General features: G+C 73.5%; 21 protein-coding genes. 8 read left to right on the top strand and 13 right to left on the bottom strand.

Features of this window, described 5'->3' with window-relative positions; genetic code table 11:
* Positions 1-48 precede the first annotated feature (48 nt).
* The 4 genes from OSB71_RS07790 to OSB71_RS07775 form a co-directional block, all read right to left on the bottom strand.
* On the bottom strand, positions 49-987 hold the full coding sequence (locus OSB71_RS07790) for a phage distal tail protein (RefSeq protein ID WP_265945704.1): 939 nt from the start codon (positions 985-987) through the stop codon (positions 49-51).
* 22 nt (positions 988-1009) lie between these two features.
* The gene (locus OSB71_RS07785) at positions 1010-2326 is read right to left on the bottom strand and encodes a tape-measure protein (RefSeq protein ID WP_265945702.1); all 1317 of its coding nucleotides are present in this window, start codon (positions 2324-2326) and stop codon (positions 1010-1012) included.
* Positions 2327-2342: 16 nt separating this feature from the next.
* On the bottom strand, positions 2343-3560 hold the full coding sequence (locus OSB71_RS07780) for a phage tail family protein (RefSeq protein ID WP_265945700.1): 1218 nt from the start codon (positions 3558-3560) through the stop codon (positions 2343-2345).
* Positions 3561-3634: 74 nt separating this feature from the next.
* A complete protein-coding gene (locus tag OSB71_RS07775) occupies positions 3635-4261 on the bottom strand; it encodes a hypothetical protein (RefSeq protein ID WP_265945698.1) in 627 nt (208 codons plus the stop codon).
* 182 nt (positions 4262-4443) lie between these two features.
* Between OSB71_RS07775 and OSB71_RS07770 the strand changes: the two genes are divergently transcribed.
* The gene (locus tag OSB71_RS07770) at positions 4444-4719 is read left to right on the top strand and encodes a DUF3592 domain-containing protein (protein ID WP_265945697.1); all 276 of its coding nucleotides are present in this window, start codon (positions 4444-4446) and stop codon (positions 4717-4719) included.
* Positions 4720-5010: 291 nt separating this feature from the next.
* Positions 5011-5406: a DUF3592 domain-containing protein gene (locus OSB71_RS07765; protein WP_265945695.1), complete on the top strand. Its 396-nt coding sequence runs from the start codon at positions 5011-5013 to the stop codon at positions 5404-5406.
* 404 nt (positions 5407-5810) lie between these two features.
* Here OSB71_RS07765 and OSB71_RS07760 read toward each other — a convergent pair whose 3' ends face one another.
* The 7 genes from OSB71_RS07760 to OSB71_RS07730 all read right to left on the bottom strand — a co-directional run bounded on the left by OSB71_RS07760 (position 5811) and on the right by OSB71_RS07730 (position 10093).
* The gene (locus OSB71_RS07760) at positions 5811-6032 is read right to left on the bottom strand and encodes a hypothetical protein (protein WP_265945693.1); all 222 of its coding nucleotides are present in this window, start codon (positions 6030-6032) and stop codon (positions 5811-5813) included.
* 287 nt (positions 6033-6319) lie between these two features.
* Entirely contained in the window at positions 6320-6709 is a 390-nt protein-coding gene (locus tag OSB71_RS24590) for a hypothetical protein (RefSeq protein ID WP_416237215.1), read from the bottom strand.
* Between the two features lie 119 nt (positions 6710-6828).
* The gene (locus tag OSB71_RS07750; protein WP_265945690.1) at positions 6829-7161 is read right to left on the bottom strand and encodes a hypothetical protein; all 333 of its coding nucleotides are present in this window, start codon (positions 7159-7161) and stop codon (positions 6829-6831) included.
* Positions 7162-7261: 100 nt separating this feature from the next.
* The gene (locus OSB71_RS07745) at positions 7262-7831 is read right to left on the bottom strand and encodes a phage tail tube protein (RefSeq protein WP_265945689.1); all 570 of its coding nucleotides are present in this window, start codon (positions 7829-7831) and stop codon (positions 7262-7264) included.
* 176 nt (positions 7832-8007) lie between these two features.
* Positions 8008-8415: a hypothetical protein gene (locus OSB71_RS07740; RefSeq protein ID WP_265945687.1), complete on the bottom strand. Its 408-nt coding sequence runs from the start codon at positions 8413-8415 to the stop codon at positions 8008-8010.
* Between the two features lie 473 nt (positions 8416-8888).
* Entirely contained in the window at positions 8889-9386 is a 498-nt protein-coding gene (locus OSB71_RS07735) for a hypothetical protein (RefSeq protein ID WP_265945685.1), read from the bottom strand.
* 248 nt (positions 9387-9634) lie between these two features.
* Complete coding sequence (locus tag OSB71_RS07730; RefSeq protein ID WP_265945683.1) at positions 9635-10093, bottom strand: helix-turn-helix domain-containing protein; 459 nt, start codon at positions 10091-10093, stop codon at positions 9635-9637.
* A 182-nt stretch (positions 10094-10275) separates the two neighbouring features.
* On the opposite strand from OSB71_RS07730, the gene OSB71_RS07725 reads away from it, so the two are divergent.
* From OSB71_RS07725 to OSB71_RS07700, 6 genes are all read left to right on the top strand, one after another.
* Positions 10276-10644 carry a WhiB family transcriptional regulator gene (locus OSB71_RS07725; RefSeq protein ID WP_265945681.1) on the top strand — a complete coding sequence of 123 codons (369 nt, stop codon included), beginning with the start codon at positions 10276-10278 and terminating at the stop codon, positions 10642-10644.
* The gene (locus OSB71_RS07720; RefSeq protein WP_265945679.1) at positions 10641-11225 is read left to right on the top strand and encodes a hypothetical protein; all 585 of its coding nucleotides are present in this window, start codon (positions 10641-10643) and stop codon (positions 11223-11225) included. Before OSB71_RS07725 ends, OSB71_RS07720 begins: the two co-directional genes overlap by 4 nt.
* On the top strand, positions 11225-11428 hold the full coding sequence (locus OSB71_RS07715) for a hypothetical protein (protein WP_265945677.1): 204 nt from the start codon (positions 11225-11227) through the stop codon (positions 11426-11428). The genes OSB71_RS07720 and OSB71_RS07715 overlap by 1 nt, the downstream gene beginning before the upstream one ends.
* Before the next feature lie 123 nt (positions 11429-11551).
* Complete coding sequence (locus OSB71_RS07710; protein ID WP_265945675.1) at positions 11552-14671, top strand: sacsin N-terminal ATP-binding-like domain-containing protein; 3120 nt, start codon at positions 11552-11554, stop codon at positions 14669-14671.
* A 270-nt stretch (positions 14672-14941) separates the two neighbouring features.
* Positions 14942-16060 (top strand): phosphoserine transaminase, encoded by a 1119-nt coding sequence (gene serC, locus OSB71_RS07705; RefSeq protein ID WP_265945673.1) that lies wholly within the window; start codon positions 14942-14944, stop codon positions 16058-16060.
* 89 nt (positions 16061-16149) lie between these two features.
* Complete coding sequence (locus OSB71_RS07700) at positions 16150-16542, top strand: hypothetical protein (RefSeq protein ID WP_265945671.1); 393 nt, start codon at positions 16150-16152, stop codon at positions 16540-16542.
* 98 nt (positions 16543-16640) lie between these two features.
* Here OSB71_RS07700 and OSB71_RS07695 read toward each other — a convergent pair whose 3' ends face one another.
* The gene (locus OSB71_RS07695; RefSeq protein ID WP_265945669.1) at positions 16641-17468 is read right to left on the bottom strand and encodes an ABC transporter permease; all 828 of its coding nucleotides are present in this window, start codon (positions 17466-17468) and stop codon (positions 16641-16643) included.
* Positions 17465-18526, bottom strand: coding sequence for an ATP-binding cassette domain-containing protein (locus tag OSB71_RS07690; protein WP_265945667.1), 1062 nt, complete (start codon positions 18524-18526; stop codon positions 17465-17467). The genes OSB71_RS07695 and OSB71_RS07690 overlap by 4 nt, the downstream gene beginning before the upstream one ends.
* Positions 18527-18607 lie beyond the last annotated feature (81 nt).

Here is an 18607-nt window from a genome sequence, read left to right as displayed (position 1 = left end):
AGGTCCTCCTGGGAAGTGTGGTGTGGGATCGGGTGCGGGCGGGGCGGGTCACCAGTGCGCGTCGCGCCAGCGGACGGTGACGGACGCCTCGGGCGACGGGGTGGTGTCCGCCGAGCGGAACACCAGCGCGGTCGCGCCCGGCTCCAGGCGGAAGAGCTGCTCGGGCGCCGAGCGGGGGGTGGCGGTGTAGAGCCGGGAGGCCGTGCCGTTGAGCACGACCGTGCCCGAGTGGGTGTCCACGGTGAGCACGTCCCCGGCGGCCAGCGCGATGTCGTACTGCAGCCGCAGCCCGTCCGCCAGCCGGGTCAGCGCCGGGCGGCGCAGCGGGCCGCGGAACTCCAGCACCGGGTGGGCCGCCGCCTCACCGGCGTTGACGGCCGTCACCGCGCCGGTGGAGCCCGCGGTGCCCCAGTCCAGGGGCCAGGCGAGCCCGCCGGCGCCGGGGTCGTCCGCCCACCGCAGGCCGTCCTCCGGCAGCGGCAGCCGGGCCGTCGCCCGCTGTTCGCGCGTCCCGAACCGCCGCGGGTCGGTGGCCACCCACTGCACCTCGGCCTTGGCCGCGCCCTGGAGCACGTAGCTGCGGTCCTGCGGGACCACGCGCCGGCTGACCCGCGCGCGGCAGGCCAGCGTCTCGCCGTGCAGCCGCACCGCGAGCCACCGTTCGCCGCCGTCGGGCGTGGTGGCCGCCCGGAAGCCGCGCATGGTGCCGCGCGCCTCCTCGCGGCCGGGCGGGAGCAGCCACACCGTGGCCGACACGGTGCGCGGCTTGGCCCAGCGGGCCCCCGGCCAGGCGCCGTGCTGGTCGGGCCGGGCCACGTCGCCGGTCTCCAGCTCCGGCAGGTCGTCCCAGCCGGTGACGCCCTTCATGTCCACCTGGTAGGGCGTGCCGGGGCCGAAAAGAACCCCGGCCCACTGGATCTGCCCGTCCTGGGTGATCAGTGAGCCGGGGGTGGCTTCCGGTGCGTTCTTCTGTTGGATGTCGATCACGGGCTGATCCCTCGCTTTCTTCTCACACGGCGGCTCCGAGCGGGGTGGGCGCCCAGCGCTGCCGCTCCGCGCGGGCGAGGAAGAGCAGGTCCTCGGCGACGCCCAGCGGCCCGCGTTCGGCGGGCTCCGCGTAGTGCTCGATCCAGCCGCCCCGGGCCGCCGTCGAGGCGGCGTGGCGGGCGGTGCGGTCCATCAGCCGGCGCAGCACCGGCAGCGGGACGACGGCCTCGGCCTCGCCCGCCTCCGCGACGATCGCGGGCACGCCCCGGCGGCGCGGCAGCACGACACCGCCGTGCGCGAGCTGCGGGATCTTGGAGAGGTTGACGCCGAACTTCTTGCCCAGGACGCTGACGCTGAGGCTGTTCAGCCCGTCGATGGCCCGGTTGGCGAAGGCGATGACGCCGTTGACGGGCCCCTTGACGACGTCCAGCACGAGCTGCATGCCCGTCTCCAGGAAGCCGGCGATACCGCCCAGCGTGCCGCGCATGGCGCCCAGGACGCGGTCGAACATCTCCCGCGGCTTGGTGCGGATCCACTCCAGCGCGTCGCTCACCTTGTCCCGCAGCCCGCCGAACGCCCGGTCGGCCAGCGACCGCAGCCGGTCGCCCACGCCGCCGACGACGCGCCGCATCGTGCCCATCGGGTCCCGGGCGGCGTCCGCGATCCACCGCACCACCGTGGTGATGACGGTGAGGTAGCCCTGGATGTAGGTGATGGCGATCTTCGCCACCACCGTCACCACGGGCATGATCACTTTCAGCACCGTCTCCACCGTCTGCATGACCACGGTCGAGACGGTCTGGATGATCTTCTGGCCCGCGGTGGACTGCATGGCGGCGTCCACGAGGTACACCACCAGCGGCGCCACGAGCGTGAGCACCAACCCCCACGGGTTGGCCTTCATCACGGTGTTGACGAGCTTCATCACCCCGGCGCCGAGCTTGAGCCCGATGCCGAAGACGCCGCCGAGCTTGCCGACGATCCCGGCGCTCTTGCCGATCCCGCCCGCCAGCTTGTCCGACCGTCCGGCCTCCTGCTGGAGCCGCTTCAGCTCCCGGTTGGTGGCCTTGAACTTCGCCCGCCCGACGTCGAGCTGCGGCCGGACGGCACCCGCCCGGCGTCCGAAGCCGAGCAGCCCCTGGCCGGCGAGCGAGGCCGAGGGCACCACCCGTCGCAGCTCCGCCTGGGCGCGCTGCGCACCGCCGCGGATGGCCCCGGCGGCGCGGGACGCCGCCTCGACGGCCCGCCGGTTGGCGGCCAGCCCGCTACGGGCCTGGCCCAGCGCACCGCCGAACGTCCGGAAGCCCGGGCCCGCCTGTGCGAGCATCGCGATCGCCATGCCGCGTCACCGCCTTTCACCCTCGCGCTTTGGCCAGGAACATGAGCGCGTCCGCGGTCTCCTGCGGGTCGCTGACCTCGGTGGCGTAGTAGTGCTCGATGTGCAGCCCGCCGGCCCCGGCCGCGGCCGCCGCCGGGCCGCCGTAGGGACCCGGCAGCCCGGTGCGGGCCCGGGCCGCCGTCCGCCCCAGCAGCGCGTCCAGCTTCGACAGCGGCAGCACGGCCTCCGCCTCCCCCGCCTCCGCGAGAATCGCCGGCACGCCACCCGAGCGCGGCGTGACCACACCGCCCTCGGCCAGCTTCGGGATCGTCGGCAGGTTGACGCCGAACGTCTTGCCGCCCACCATCGGCACCCAGCCCGGGATCGACACCTTGATGCCGTTGATCTTGCGGACCGCCGAGTTGATGATGTCAATGACGCCGTTGACCGGCCCCTTGACCCCGTTCTTCACCTTGTCGAACGCGGTCTTGGCGATCCCGGACAACTTGCCCCAGATCTCGGTCATCTTGTCCCGCACCGTCCGGAAGGCCGCCGGCACCGTGCGCGTGATCCACCCGACGACGGGCGAGATCACCTTCTTGATCCCGCTCATCACCGCGCTGATGACGTTCCGCACGGCCTTCACGGCCCCGGTGATGACGGCCTTCCAGATCGCGAAGTACGTCTGCACGTACTTGACGATGATCTTCACGACCACCATGACCGCCGTCTTGATCCCGTTGAAGACCGACTTGAAGATCTTCCCCAGGCTCTTCAGCAGAGGCCCGATGATCTTCATCGCTTTCTTCAGGATCTCCCCGACGACCGCGAAGACCTTCTTCATCACCTTCTGCATGGTCTTCGACTGGGTCGCCATCGCGACGATCTTCTCGATGATCGGGGTGATGAGGGACAGCAGCAGCCCGAAGATGTTTCCCTTCATCTCCTTGTTGAGCGACTTGAACCCGCCGGTGGCCTTCTTCACCCCCTGGTTCATCTTGTTCATCTGCGGCCCGGTCTTGACCGCCTGCTTGCCGAGCTTGGAAACGGAAACGGCGGCCTTGTCGGCCGCCGTCTTCATCGTCTTCAGTTCCTTGTTGGTGTTCTTCGCGCCGGTGTGGATCTTCTTCACACTCCGGTCGGCGGTCGCCGCCTGCCGCCCCAACCCGGCCGCCGCCCGCCCCGCGACATCGCTGGCGCTCTTGAACTGCCGCAACGACCCCGAGGCCCGCTGCAACGCGCTGGCTAGTGACATTCCGTCGCCTCGATTCCTTAGCCATCAAGTGAGTGTGCGTGACAGCACTTAGAACCTCTTCGTGCCGACACGCTTCATGCCAGTGCCCTGGCCAGGCTGGTGACTTGGCTTCTCAGGCTTCGCAGCTCGCTTTGTACGCGACCTGTTCTCGTAATTGCCGGAGCGCGCGGCGGAGCGTTTTCGGGACTCAAAACACGAGAGGCATTGCTCAAACGCGTATTGATACGCGCCATTTCTTCTCGGAATTCTCTAGCTTGTACTGGGGCGTCTTCCCTTCTTTCCTGCCTCCCGGTGTAGCCGGTCGCACGTTCGAGCGAGCCGATCCACGGCATGTCAAAAACTCTTGCTCCCGCAATACTGAGGCCCGTCTCGTCCAATTTGATAACGTCAGCAGCAATCGTCGCAAAGCTGGCGTCGAATTTTACAGCCTGGGTGCTGTAGTACAGGGCCTGGCTCGCAGCGTTAACGCTTTCGTTCTGGCCCTCGCTGTTCATGAAGGCTGCCGCGTTGTCGAAAGCGTCACCGACGACGTGGTCACTTCCTGCGAAGCTGAACTTCGGATCGCCTTCGATGGTTTTTCTGACGAACTCGGCGACGATTTCGTCCGGTGCGCCACTGCCTCCGAAGGCGCTTGTGAATATTTGGTTAACCCGGTCCTCTGCGGCCTGTGCCGGGTCCTTCTTGCTGGCTTCTGGGTCCATCCCAGATACGCTCCCTAAATTGACATCTTCTGACCGCTAAGGTAATATTCGACTTTATGGCGTTTGCTTGGATTTTTGCTGTGGTAGGGCTAGTTGTTCTTGTGTTCGCTTTCCGAAGCTGCGTGAAGACGCGCAAGAGGCTTACGCTACCCAGGTGGGGTACGCGCACCACAGGTGAGTGCGTGAACCTGACGTGGACGAGCAACGGGCTCGTTCTGAGCGTTATCGATTACCAGGACGCGGCGAACGTACGACGATCCACCCAAAGTGCACCCGGGAAGGTAATCGATTACCCAATAGGGCAGTCTGTCGACGTCTTCTACGATCCGCAGGCCAAGGTGAAGGCGGTGGTGGCAGAGCAAGGAGCCAGTCGATGGGAGTACCTCCTCGCGTTCATCCTTGCCTCTTTCGGCTTGACCATTCTCGGGTCGTCCGTCAACGCCATGTTCATTCTCTAATCGCTGCCAAGCTCTGTTGAGGTGTTGAAGCGGCCAAGAACCAGGCAACTCGCTCCCTTCCTCGTGAGCAATGGGAGGAACTAGGTAGAACTCCACGCTTCAGGTGACCTTGAGCAGATCGTTGGCTGCGGTGACAGCGCTTTATCGGTCTTCGGCGAGATGCGTGCTGTAATGGACTGCCTGGTTTTCTGTGTGTGCGCGCACTGTTTATGAAGGAGCCGCGTTACCGAAGGCACCGCGGGCGGCTGTTCCTGTTGCTGGCCCCAGGATCGTCGACGTAACATGCCGCGCATGGTGGCTGCTTGGGTGCTTATCGGTTTGGGGCTTTTCTGCTTCGGTGGCGCTTTCCCGCTCTATGTGCGAGCGGACAGGCGGCGCACGCTGCCTCGGTGGGGAACGCGGACAACGGGGTGGTGCGTCAATTTGAACTGGACGACTCGCGGGTCGGTGTTGTGCGTTATCGCATACGACGACGCGACCAACGTGCGACGCGCGACGAGAAGCGCGCCAGAAAAGTCAGTCAAGTACGCGGTAGGTGCGCCTGTCGACGTCTTCTATGATCCGCAGGCACGCGTAGAGGCCGTGGTGGCAGAAGAACGGTTCAGTTGGGTCGAATACTTTGTCGTGTTCGTGGCGGCTGCCTTTGGCGCACTGTTCTTTCTTCTGGGTGCCAGCGCTGCGTTCTGACCTGCGTGGCACGTCCTCTACCTCGGTGCCGGCGCCGTGCTCTGACCCGTCGGCGCCCGGGCGGCGCGGGGCCCCGGCCGTGGGACTGCCGTGCCGACGGCGCTGGGTGTGGGTGGGGTCGGTGGCTCGGGGCGGCGCGCGAAGGTCGGTGGCGGCGTGGGGGCCTCTGCGCGGGCCGTTTCGCCGGGGCGCTGGGGGGTCGGGGTGCCGAGTCGGCAGGGCGTCCGTCGGTGTGGGGTGCCTGCGCCCGGGGGCCGGCGCCGGGGAGGTGGGGCCCGGGGGCGGCTGGGCGTGCGGCGGTGTGTCCGGTGGCCTGTGGGGGCGTCAGGTCGCGTGGGGGCGGGGCGCTTCGGTGGGGACGCCGGGTGCTGACGCGTCGTGCGGTGGGGGAGTCGCCCAGCGCCTCACCGGGCGCGGCCCGCGCTCGCGGCCTCCATGGCGTCCTGCCAGCCGCTGGCGTAGGCGCGGGCGTCACGGGCGTCGAGCTCGGTGCGTATCGCGTGGAGCAACTGCTCCGCGGCGGGCTCCTGGAGGTGCTGGATCAGGCTGCCGAGCACGCGGTGCAGCTCCGCTGCCGCGTCCGGTGCCGCTGACCCCTCGTGCGCGTCGTCGCGCTGTGTCGTCACCCGTCTCACCACTCTTCCGGTTCGGTGCCGCTCGACCAGGCTGGATGCGTCGGCGTGTGGGTACGGGGCCGCACTGCTTGTACGGTGGTGCGTACCCAGCGTCATGATACGGCTGCGGGCGGCAAAAATCGAACGTACATTCGTTGAGACGTGTTCGGCGCGTCGTCTGTGACGGCCGGGGGCCGTGCCCGCCGGGCCGCTCGGGCGCGGTGTGAAGGCGTCCGAGCGGCCCGGCCGTGGTGGGCGGGCGGCGTGTGCCGGCCTGCGACGGAGCCCCGACGGAGACGTCAGCCGAAGAAGCGGGCCAGCGCCCCGGGTGACGGTCCGGCGGCGGCCGAGCGCTGCCGCGGGTCCGCGAGGTCGGCGTCGCCGTCCCCGCGTGCCGCGGTGCGCCCGGGCGCGTCGCCTCCGGCGCGGGCGCCGGCCGCCGGGTCGGCGGACCCCGCCGCCTCCGGTGCCGCCGCGCCGCCGTCGGCCCGACCCGGCCGGGGGACCGGCTCGGGGTACTCCAGCGGTTCCTCGTCCTCGTCGCGGTGGAGCGTGGCCGTCATCCAGTTGGCCGCGGCCAGGTGGTCGACGGTGGCCGCGAGCAGGTGCTCGGACACGCCCCACTCCGCCGCCTCACCGTGCTCGGCGAGGTTGACGGCGCTGTCGCGCGGCAGGTGCCGGATCAGCACCGCCAGGCGGCGCGAGGACAGACTGCGGTCCCGGTGCCAGTCGAGGAGGTCGGCCCCGTAGTACCGGAGCAGGTCGGCTTCCAGGGCCTCGGCGTGTTCGTCGACGAACGCGTCGAGGCTCAGCCTTCCCCCAGGCCGAGCCCGGTGGCCTTCCCGTAGGCCTCCAGGATGGCGGCGACGTCCTGCATGGAGACGTCGTGCCGGTCGAACCGGCCGAACTGCTGCTCGCCCAGGAGCAGGCGCAGCAGGCCGTCGATGTCGTTGTCGTCCAGCTCGCGCAGGGCCCGGGCGGTGCGCCGGCTGAGCTCGTTCGGCATCTCGAAGGTGTCGTCGTCGATGGTGAACGACCAGTTCCGGCCGAGCGCCTCGGTGCGCTGGGCGCGGGCGGCGTTGACGTTGAAGGAGGACGCCGAGGACGCCGAGGACGAAGAAGACGAAGAGGACGGTGACATGGTGTGGGCTCCTTGGGGAGAGTGGACGTGTGGTGCCGGAGACGGCTGAGGGTGGGCGCGGGGCCGGGAGCGTGCGGCCCCGGTCCCGCGCCCGGGTGGATCAGGAGAAGGAGCCGTCCTTCATGATCCAGGAGGCGAGCGGCGCGGTGTTGTCCAGCGCCATCGCGGTGAAGGTGACGCCGAGCTTCAGCGAGCCCTTGCGGTTCAGCTCGACCTCCTCGGTGTCGGTGACCTGGCCGCGCGGCACGACGAAGCGGTAGATCACGTCCTCGCCGTCGGTGAACTCCATGCCGAGCGCCCGCTCGTCGGCCACCGGGTCGGAGGCGACGTCGTAGCGGTAGATGCCCGAGCCGGCGGCCGTCTCCACGACGGTGCCGCCGCCGAAGTACAGCGGCAGGGTGTCGGAGTTGAACTGCAGCATGCTGAACTTCACGGTCATGTCCCGGTCTTCGTAGATGAACCGGGCCGGGCCGACGGACTGCCAGGTGTCGACGTTGGTGACCTTCTCCTTGCGGCCGAACTTGACCCCGTCCGAGCTGGTGTAGCCGACGTCGGCCCAGTCCGCGCCCCAGTCGCTGACGATGTCGGCCGGGGCGTCGGTGCCCACGGGGGCGACGAGGATGCGGCCGTTGCCGGCGACGCGGATCTGGTTCGGGTTCACGTTTGCCATGCGAGTGCTCCTTGATCGGTGGGTACGACGGTTGGTCGTGGGGTTGGTGGTGGTGCGGTCGGTGGTACGACGAAGGCCCCGCCGGCGGCGGGGCCTTCGGTGGGCCGGGTTCGACCCGGTGGGGCGGTGTGCCGCTGGCACGGCACGCCGCCCGCGCGTGGTGCGCCGTGCGCCCGTCAGGCGGGCGTCAGCGCGAGCTGGACGGTCGTCAGGTACCGGTTGGCGACCGGCCGGTTGTAGTCGGGCAGCCAGCGGGCGCCGTCCGCCTCGACGACGTCGGTGACGGTCGTCGTACCGTGCGTGGTGCCGCGCAGGGTGAGCAGCGCGGCCCGGACGCCGAGCGAGTCGGCGTGGGCCGTGGTCTTGTCCGGCCCGTAGACCTCCAGCTCGACGAGCGGGTGGTCGAGGTGCTGATCGTCGATCCAGGCACCGCCGACCCGGGAGACCAGCACCACGCGCTGCGTCCCGTCGAAGCCGGACGGCGGCACGTTGTCCACGGTGACGCCGGCCAGCTCGGGGCGGTCGGTGAGGAAGTCGGCGATCAGGCGCTCCACGTCGTGGAGCGCGAGCAGTGGACCTGCCACACGGGTCCTCCTTCCCAGGCGGGTGGACGGGCCGGATGCCCGTCCACGACGAACGGCGGGCCGCACCCGCTTCCGGGTACAGCTCCGCCGCTGCGTCCTAGTGTGATCGATAGCGTGCGAGCGCGCAACTAAGTGGCCGCGGGGCGGTGAGGCGCGGGGTTCCGCCACCGGGTCGACGCGGGCGCGGGCCGCCGTGCGCGGCGACGCCGCGGACGCATCGGGACGGCGTACCGGCGCCGTCGGGCGGGGCGCGCCCCCGGGGCTTGGGTCGCGGCGTCCGGTGAAGGGACAGGCGCGCGGAACCCGGCCGGCGGCGCGCGACGCCGTGCCGTCACGGGCGGCCGATGCCGCGCCGCGTACCGCGCGGGACGCGCGCTCGCGCCCAGGATCGTCCGCGGGGCTCGCGCCGGGCGCGCTGGCGAGACGCCCGCGGATCGCCGCGCAGCGTTCCGATCACCCCGAGCGCGGACGCGTCACCCCTCGTCCTTCGCGTCCTTGCGCGGCTGGCCCGGGACGCGGGGGCTGAGCGGAGGGATCGTGGGGGCGCGGGAGCGGCGCCGCTTGCGCTCGAAGTGCGGCCCGGGCGAGCGCGGTCCGTCGGCTGCGCGGGCGCGGCCACCGGGCCGTCCGCCCCCGCCGGTGTCGTCGCCCTCCGACGCGGGGTCGGCCTCCGCCCCCTCGTCCGACGGGAACGGGAAGGTGAGGACGTCGGCCGGGCCGCTCTCGGAGGCGATCAGCCGTAGCCGTCGCGCACCGGCGGCGCGAGCGTCGTCGACCAGCGGGCGCAACGTTTCCTCGGCGTCCTGCCAACCACCTGCGTAGGCGCGGAACTCGCGCCGCTCCAGCTCGGCCCGGGTGAGGATGACGAGGTCGGCGGGGGAGTGCTCCTCCGCGAGCGCGTCCAGCGTGGTCAACAGGGCCCGCAGGTCACGCTCGAAGTCCTCCCGCTCGCCCTGCTCCCGATCGGGCACGTATTCTCCCCGCGTCGACTGCGCTGCCTTCCGGGGACCGCCGGGCCCGCGGAGAAGGCCGGGTGGGGGGTGACCAGGAGTTTTCCTGAGCATGTACCGGCCACGAACCATCGTAGGTCACCAGGGGATCACGCTGCGGGGGGCGATCGCGGCGCGGGCGTGCGGGGCAGAGGGAGGCGGCCGCGCTTCAGGGTAAGTCCCCGGTGTGCGGCCCGAGTTCGACGTCTACGGCGCGGGCGGACGCCGGCTCAGCGCGCTCGGCGGCGGGCGCTGGGCGCCTGTTCCCGTGCCCCGTCGTCGGGCAGGAACTGCCCCGCCACGCGGACGAACATCGCGCGTTGCTCCGCCGGCACGCCGAGGAGCTCCGCGGCGCGCTCCAGGGTGAGCGGGCCGTCGTCCGCGTCCCCGTGCGCCGGTCCGCCCGTCGCGGCGGCCGAGACCGGCAGCTCCTCGGACGTGAGCTGGCCGGAGCGGATCAGCATCTCCCGCACCGGGACGCGCAGCACCCGCGCGAGGCGCCGCATGGTCTCCAGGTCCGGCATGCTGTGCCGTTGCAGCAGGCGGGTGATCGCCGCGCGGTGGACTCCGGCCGCGTCCGCGAGCTTGGACTTGCCGCCTCCGCGGGGGCTGTCGATGTCGTAGCCGCGGTCCCGGATCATCCCTTCGATCCAGGCCGCGAAGTCTTCCATGTCGTGCGTGGGTGCCATGGGCGCGCGTCCCCTTCCGTGGACGCCTCAGCATAGCGTGCTTTCGCGCGCGGCATTACGTGCTCTCGCAAGCGAAACGGTCAGATCGTGCGCGGCTTGGGTGAATTTTGGTTGCGCTCTAGCGCGCAACGTGTGAACGTGTGTGCTCGCAACGAACGTTTGTCCGGCTCAGGGGGTGCCCGATGCAGACCACCATGCCCGAGCGCGGCGGCGCGCCGCGCGGGGAGTACTTCGGCTGGCAGGCTTCGGCGGCCTGCCGCGACCTGCCGCCGCAGACCGTCTTCGCCCGACGGGAGAAGGACGCGCTGCCCGCCCTGCGCGCCTGCCGGCGCTGCCCGGTGCGGCGGCCCTGCGAAGCGGCCGTCGACCCCACCCGCAGCCTCTTCGACGGAGTGAGCGCCGGCCGCCTGTGGCGCAACGGCCGCCCGGTGCGGCTGCGCCTGCTCCTGGACGCGACCGCCCCGGCCGCCCGCACCGCCCCGGCCCCCCGCACCGCTCCGGCCACCCGCACCGCTCCGGCCACCCGCACCGCTCCGGGGGTGCGCGCGTGAACCTCCGTGCCGACACCGCCCACTGGCTGGGCGCCCTGCGCCGCCAGTTCCCCGAGCTGCTGGACGAACTCGCCCCGGGCGGCAGCAGCCCCGGCCTGCCCCGCGCCGTGCCGGGTCCGGCGTCCCCCAGCCGGACGACGGCACCGCTGCGCCTGCACGTGTCCGACGCCGTGCGCGACATCACCGACGGCGTCACCGAGCTGGAGGAGGCGGTCCGCGACCGGCTCCGGCTCGGCCGCGCCCGGCGGGCCACGGTGCCGCAGCGCGTGGCCCGCGTCCTGGCGCTGCTCGACCAGATCCAGGAGCACCCCGTGCTGGCCGAGCACGTGCGCGACGAGGCCCGCCGCATGGCCCGCCGGTGCGCGCGCGTCCTCGGCGAGAGCGAACCGATGACGGCGCTCGCCACCCGGTGCCCCTGGTGCGGCTCGGTCTCGCTGCGCGCGTTCCCCGAGCGCGGCGCCGTGCTGTGCATCAACCCGGCCTGCCGGTGCGACGAGGCCGACTGCGACTGCCGCACCGACCCCGCGCACCGCCACGTCTGGCCCGACGGCGAGCTGCCGGACGCCGGGGAGGCGCGCTGATGCTCGTCACCGGCGCCATGGCCGCCCGCGAGGCCGCCGTCGCCCCCGCGACCATCCGCAAGTGGGTCCAGCTCGGCCGCCTGACCCCGGCCGGCCGCCAGGGCCGCACCCTGCTGTACCGCCTGGAGGACGTCTTCGCCGCCGAACGCACCGCCGCCCACCACCGCCGCCGCCCCACCCACCCCACACCCCCCTCACCCTGACCGCACCGCCGCGCGCGAGCACGCGTACGGGAGTTCAAGGACACGGGGACGGGGCGAGCGAGACGGGGGAACTTGGCCGACCGGCGGCGGTGGGGGGTGGGGGGTGGGGGTACGGTCGGCGGCATGGACGATGTGTTCGGGGTCGGCGGGCTGCGGCGGCGGGTCGTGGAGGCGTGGGCGGCGTCGCCCGCGCGGTTCCGGGAGGATGCCAACGCCGAGGAGGAGCTGGCGCTCGGCGGGTACCGGGACCGGCTGGTGGTGGAGCTGGCGCAGAACGCCGCCGACGCCGCCGCGCGCGCCGGGGTGCCCGGCAGGCTGCGGCTGACGCTGAAGGGCGGCACGCTGGTCGCGGCGAACACCGGGGCGCACCTGGACGCGGCCGGGGTGGAGTCGCTGTCCACCCTGCGCGCGTCGGCCAAGCGGGGTGAGGAGGGGACCGTCGGCCGGTTCGGCGTCGGGTTCGCCGCGGTGCTGACGGTCAGCGACGAGCCGGCCGTGGTGAGCCACGGGGGCGGCGTGCGCTGGTCGCTCGCGGAGGCGCGTGAGCTGGTGGCCGCCGCCCCCGAGCTGGCCGAGGAGCTGCGGCGCCGCGACGGGCACGTGCCGCTGCTGCGGCTGCCGTTCCCGGCGGAGGGCAGCGCGCCGGAGGGCTACGACACCGCCGTCGTCCTGCCGCTGCGGGACGCCGCCGCGCGGGAGCTGGCCGAGCGGCTGCTGGACGGCGTGGACGACGCGCTGCTGCTGGCGCTGCCCGGGCTGAGCGAGGTGACCGTCGAGACGGCGGCGGGCGAGCGCACCCTGACCCGGCGTCGGGACGGCGCGTACACGGTGATCGGTGACCGGCGCTGGCGCGTGGCCACCGCACACGGCACGCTCGACGCGGCGCTGCTGGCCGACCGCCCGGTGGAGGAACGCGCGCGGCCGCACTGGTCGGTGACGTGGGCCGTGCCCGTGGACGGGGCGGGGGCGCCGGTCCGGCCCGTCACCGCGCCGGTCGTGCACGCGCCCACGCCCACCGACGAACCGCTGGGCGTGCCCGCGCTGCTCATCGCCTCCTTCCCGCTGGAGCCCACCCGCCGCCACACCGCGCCCGGTCCGCTCACCGACTTCCTCACCGCGCGCGCCGCCGACGCCTACGCCGGGCTGCTGCGGGAGTGGCGCCCGGTGGGCCCCGGCGTCGTCGACCTCGTCCCCGGTCCGCTGGGCCGCGGCGAGCTGGACGGCGCCCTGCGCGCACGGCTGCTGGAGCGGCTGCCCACCGTGCCCTTCCTGCCCAGCGCCCACGCCGGGGACGGCGCCGAGACCGGGGGCGACGCCCACGCCGGGGACGGCGCCGAGAGCGGGGACGGCGCCGAGGCCGGGGGCGGGGCCGAGCCGTACGTCCTGCGCCCGCGCGACGCGGAGCTGGTCGAGGGCGCGGGGCGCGCGACGGTCGAGGTGCTGGCCGAGCTGTTCCCCAGCCTGCTGCCCGCCGGGCTGGAGCGCCGCACCGAGCTGCGCACCCTGGAGGTGCCGCGCGTCCCGCTGGGCGAGGTCATCGACCGGCTCGCGGGCGTCGAGCGCGACCCGGCCTGGTGGCGCCGCCTGTACGACTCCCTCGCGGGCGTCGACCCCGACCGGCTGACCGGGCTGCCCGTCCCGCTCGCCGACGGCCGCACCACCATCGGCCCGCGCCACGTGCTGCTCCCGCTGCCCGACCTGGCCGGCGCCGACCGGCTCGCCCGGCTCGGCCTGAAGGTCGCGCACACCGAGGCCGCGCACCCGCTGCTGGAGCGGCTCGGCGCCGTCCCCGCCACGCCGCGCGCGGTGCTGACCACGCCGCAGGTCCGCGCGGCCGTCGCCGCCTCGCTGGACGCCGGGGAGGTGTGGGAAGAGGACGCGGGCGGCCTGGACGCCGACGAGCTGGCCGACACCGTGCTCGGCCTCGTCCGCGACGCGGGCCTGGCCCCCGGCGACGAACCGTGGCTGGCCGCGCTCGCCCTGCCCGACGAGGACGGCGAACCGGCCCCGGCCGGGGAGCTGCTGTTCCCGGGCAGCGCCTTCGCCGCCGTCGTCCGCGAGGGTGAACTCCTCGCCTGCGACGCCGAACTGGCCGAGCGGTGGGGTGAGCAGACGCTGACGGCCGCCGGGGTGCTGGCCGCCTTCCCGCTCGTCCGCGCCCAGGACGTGGTCCTCGACCCGGACGAGCTGGAGCCGCGCGAGGCCGACTACCCCGAGCCCGACGACGCCGGGCTGCTCGACGCCGTCGACGTGTGGTGCGAGGACGTGCTCGACCAGCTCCCCGACACCCCGGTGCCGCCCGTGGCCACCGAGCTGCTGGCCGTGCGCGACCTCGACCTCGTCGACGACGACCGCTGGCCGCAGGCCCTCGCCCTGCTCGCCCGGCCGCCGCTGCGCGACGCGCTGACCACGCCGGTGCGCGTGCTGCTGCCCGACGGCACCGCCGAGAGCGTCCGCCCCTACACCGCCTGGTGGCTGCGCGGCCATCCCGTGCTCGACGGCCGCCGCCCCGCCGGGCTGCGCGCCGCGGGCGGCGACCCGCTGCTGGCCGGGCTGTACGAGGAGGCCGACGCCAGCGGGTTCGACGATCCGGGGCTGCTGCACGCGCTGGGCGTGCGCACCTCCGCCGCCGCGTTGCTGGACGAGCCCGGGGGCGCCGCCGAGCTGCTGGCCAAGCTCGCCGACCCGGCGCTGCCCGTCGGCCCGGCCCAGTTGCACGGCCTCTACACGCTCCTCGCCGACCTCGACCCCCGCGAGGTGACCCTGCCCGACGAGGTGCGCGCCGTGGTGGACGGCGCCGTCCGCGTCGTGGACGCCGAGGGCGCGCTCGTCGCGGACGCCCCCGACCTGCTGCCGCTCGCCACCGGCCGGGCGCTGCTGCCGGTGCGCCCCGCGCTGGCCGCGCGGCTCGCCGCCGTGCTGGACGTCGGCCTGCTCAGCGAGGAGCTGCCCGCGCCCGCCCCGCCCGGCGGCGCGGTGCGCGAGGTCCCCGAGGACGTGCGGGCGCTGCTGGGCCCGGCGGCTCCGGCGACGTACCGCGAGCACGACGAACTGGTACTCGACGGCGTCGAGGTGGCGTGGCGGCTCGCTCCGGACGGCGAGCTGCACGCCGCCACGCTGGAGGGCGTCGCCGCGGGTCTGGCCTGGGCGGCGCGGGCCTGGCCGCGCCGGTTCGAGGCCGCCGCGCTGCTGGAGGACGCCTCGCGCACCGGCGAGCTGACGGTCGCGCGGTGGTTCGAGTAGGACGCGGACGCGGGACGCCGGGGGCGGGGGGAGGGGCCGCCCCGCCCGTACCCGCCCGGCCCGACGCCCTGCCCTGCCCCGGCCCCGGGTGTTCCGGCGCCGGGCCACGGCCCACCGCCCGCGCCGGGCCACGGCCCACCGCCCGCCACGGCCCACCGCCCGCCCCGGGCCCCGGCGCGCCCGCCCGGTGCCGCGCTCCCGTGTCCCGTTCCGGTGTCTCATCCCCCGGACGCCGGCGTCGTCGGGTTCCGGAGCCGCTAGGCTCCCACCGTGGCTGAGATCCAGATTCCCGCTGACATCAAGCCCGCCGACGGACGCTTCGGTTCGGGTCCCTCCAAGGTGCGGACCGAGGCGCTCAGCGCCCTGGCCGCCACGGGTACCTCCCTGCTGGGCACCTCCCACCGCCAGGCCCCGGTCAGGAACCTGGTCGGCCGGGTGCGCGAGGGCGTGCGCGAGCTGTTCGCGCTGCCCGAGGGGTACGAGGTCGTCCTCGGCAACGGCGGTTCCACCGCGTTCTGGGACGTGGCGACGCACGGGCTGATCGAGCGCAAGTCGCAGCACCTGTCCTTCGGCGAGTTCTCCGCCAAGTTCGCCAAGGCCGCGAAGTCCGCGCCCTGGCTGGCCGAGCCGACGGTCATCGACGCGCCCCCCGGCACCCACCCCGAGCCGCGGGCCGAGGCCGGCGTCGACGCCTACGGGCTCACCCACAACGAGACCTCCACCGGCGTGGCCGCGCCGCTGCGGCGGGTCGCGGGTGCCGACGAGGGCGCGCTCGTGCTCGTGGACGCCACCTCCGGCGCCGGCGGGCTGCCCGTGGACATCGCCGAGACGGACGTCTACTACTTCGCCCCGCAGAAGTCCTTCGCCGCCGACGGCGGGCTGTGGATCGGCGTGTTCTCCGCGGCCGCGCTGGAGCGCGCCGAGCGCGTCGCCGCCTCCGAGCGCCACATCCCGGCCTTCTTCGACCTGCCGACGGCGATCGACAACTCGCGCAAGGACCAGACGTACAACACCCCGGCGCTGGCCACCCTCTTCCTGCTGGCGGACCAGCTCGACTGGATCAACGGCCAGGGCGGCCTGGACTGGGCCGTGCGCCGCACCGCCACCTCCGCGCGCCACCTGTACGGCTGGGCCGAGGCGGCCGCGTACGCCTCGCCCTTCGTCGTGGACCCGGCGCAGCGCTCGCAGGTCGTCGGCACGGTCGACTTCGCGGACGAGGTGGACGCCGCGGCCGTCGCGAAGGTGCTGCGCGCGAACGGCGTCGTGGACACCGAGCCCTACCGCAAGCTGGGCCGCAACCAGCTCCGGGTGGCGATGTTCCCGGCGGTCGAGCCGGACGACGTCCTGGCGCTGACGGCCTGCGTGGACTACGTCATCGGCAAGCTCTGACGCCACCGCCCCGCACCGCCCGCTTACGGGCCCGACCCCACCCGGTCGGGCCCGTTTCCGTAGCGCCGGTGTCGGGTAACCGCACCCTTATGTCCACGCCGACGACCGGACTCGCCCACTTCGCCGGTGAACGCCACATCCGGCTGAGCACGTACGCCCGCGACGGCGCGCCCGTCGCCGGGACGACGCAGATCGCCGTCGAGGGCGACCACGCCTACGTGCGCACCAGCGGCCGCGATGAGCAGAACGAGCGCCTGGAGCGCTACCCGGAGGTGGAGATCACGCCCGCCACCCTCGGCGGCACGCCGACCGGCGCCCCGCTGAAGGCCCACGCCCGCCGCCTGCACGGCGCCGAGGCGCGCCACGCGGCCCGCCGCCTGGCCCGCAGGCACCCGCTGATGCAGGGCCTGGCCGCCCCCCTGGGCTGCGCGCTGAAGCTGGACCGCCCGGTCCTGTACGAACTGCGCCTGCCGGGCGACTGACCGGCCCGCCGTACGCGCCCCCGCTCGGTCCGGCGCGGGGGCGCGTGCGGGACGCCGGCCCGTCCGGCACTCCCCCCGCGCGGGGACCGGGGGACCGGCTAGCGCGAGAGGCGCTGGAAGCGGCGGACGGCCAGGGGGAGGAAGGCGGCGGTGATGGCCAGCGGCCACACCACGGCCATCAGGTGGGCGTGGGTCTCCACGAAGCTGTCGCCGACCGAGGCCATGGGCTGGCCGAAGAGGTCGCGCACCGCGCCCGCCGTCGCGGAGACGGGGTTCCACATCGCGATGGTGCCCAGCCAGTCCGGCATCAGCGAGGGCGGGGTGAAGACGCTGGAGACCATGCCGAAGGGGAAGGCGACGGCGAACAGGTTGCCCGCGGCCTCCTGGTTCTTCACCTTCAGCCCGAGCCACACGCCGACCCAGATCAGCGCGAAGCGCAGCAGGAGCAGCAGGGCGAAGGCGGCCACCGCGCCGGGCAGGCCCCCGGTGGGTCGCCAGCCGATGACCAGGGCGATGGCGGCGAGCACCGCCAGGTCCAGCGCCGCGTGCAGCACGTCGGACACGCCCCGCCCGGTGACGACGGCGGAGGGGGCCATGGGCATGGAGCGGAAGCGGTCGATGACGCCGCGGTCCTTGTCGACGGCGACGGCCATCGCGGTGTTCATGAACCCGAAGGCCATGGTCATCGCGAACATGCCGGGCATGGCGTAGTCCCTGTAGTCCGCGCCGCCGCCGACCTGCATGGCGCTGCCGAAGACGTAGACGAAGAGCAGGACGGAGACGATCGGGAACCCGAGCTGCCAGGCGATGAGCGAGGGCTGGCGCGCCAGGTGGGTCAGCTCGCGGCGGACGATCGTCCAGCAGTCGGTGAGCGCCCAGTACAGGCGGCGCTCCGGCCCGGTCGCGGGCAACGCGGTGGTGCTCACGCGGCGGCTCCTTCGGGTGCGGTGTTCCCGGTCGCGGCGGGCTCGGCGGCCGGGGCGGGCACGGGGGCGGCGGTGCCGCCGGTCAGGCGCAGGAAGACGTCGTCCAGGGTGGGGCGGCGCACGGCGAGGTCGACGACGTCGACGGCGCGGTCGCGCAGGGTGCGGGCCACGTCGGTGAGCGCTTCGACCCGGTCGGTGACCGGGGCGCTGATCCGCAGGGTGGCCGCGTCCGACTCGGGCGTGACGCCGCTGACCCGGGCGACGACCTCCCGCGCCGCCGCGAGGTGCTCCGTGCCGCCGACGACGACCTCGACCCGGTCGCCGCCGACCAGGTTCTTCAGGCCCTCGGGGGTGTCGTCGGCGATGGTGCGGCCGCCCTCGCCGGGCGGGGCGGAGAGCACGGCGATGCGGTCGGAGAGCTGGTCGGCTTCGTCCAGGTACTGGGTGGTGAGCAGGACCGTCGTGCCGTCGGCCGCGAGCCGCCGCACCGCGTCCCACACCTCGTTGCGGGCGCGCGGGTCCAGCCCCGTCGTCGGCTCGTCCAGGAAGAGCACGCGGGGCGCGAGGACGAGGGAGGCGGCCAGGTCCAGGCGCCGGCGCATGCCGCCGCTGTACCCCGAGACGACCTTGTCGGCGGCCTCGGTGAGCCGGAACTGCTCCAGCAGCTCCCGCGCGCGGTGCCGTGCGGCGCGGGGACCGAGGTGGAACAGGCGGCCGAACATCTCCAGGTTCTGCCGCCCGGAGAGGATCTCGTCGACGGCGGCGTCCTGGCCGGCGAAGCCGATCTGGCGGCGCACCTGGCGCGGCTGGGTGGCCACGTCGTGGCCGCCGACCTCGGCGCGGCCGCCGTCCGCGCGCAGCAGGGTGGCCAGGATGCGCACGGCCGTGGTCTTGCCGGCGCCGTTCGGGCCGAGCAGGCCGTAGACGGTGCCGGTGGGCACGGCCAGGTCGAAGCCGCTGAGCGCCGGCTTGTCGGTCTTGCCGCTGCCGTAGCGCTTGCGCAGGCCCTCGGCGCGGATCGCGTGGCGGGTGGTCGGGGCCGGTTGCACGGGTGTCACGAGTGTCCCCCTTGAGCCATGGAAACTGGGTACGCTGTACTCAGTCAAAACAGCGTACAGCATACGCAGTGAGGGGCAAGT

Source organism: Streptomyces marinisediminis, from assembly GCF_026262575.1.
Taxonomy (GTDB): domain Bacteria; phylum Actinomycetota; class Actinomycetes; order Streptomycetales; family Streptomycetaceae; genus Streptomyces; species Streptomyces marinisediminis.
This window is presented reverse-complemented; position numbering and strand designations above follow the sequence as displayed.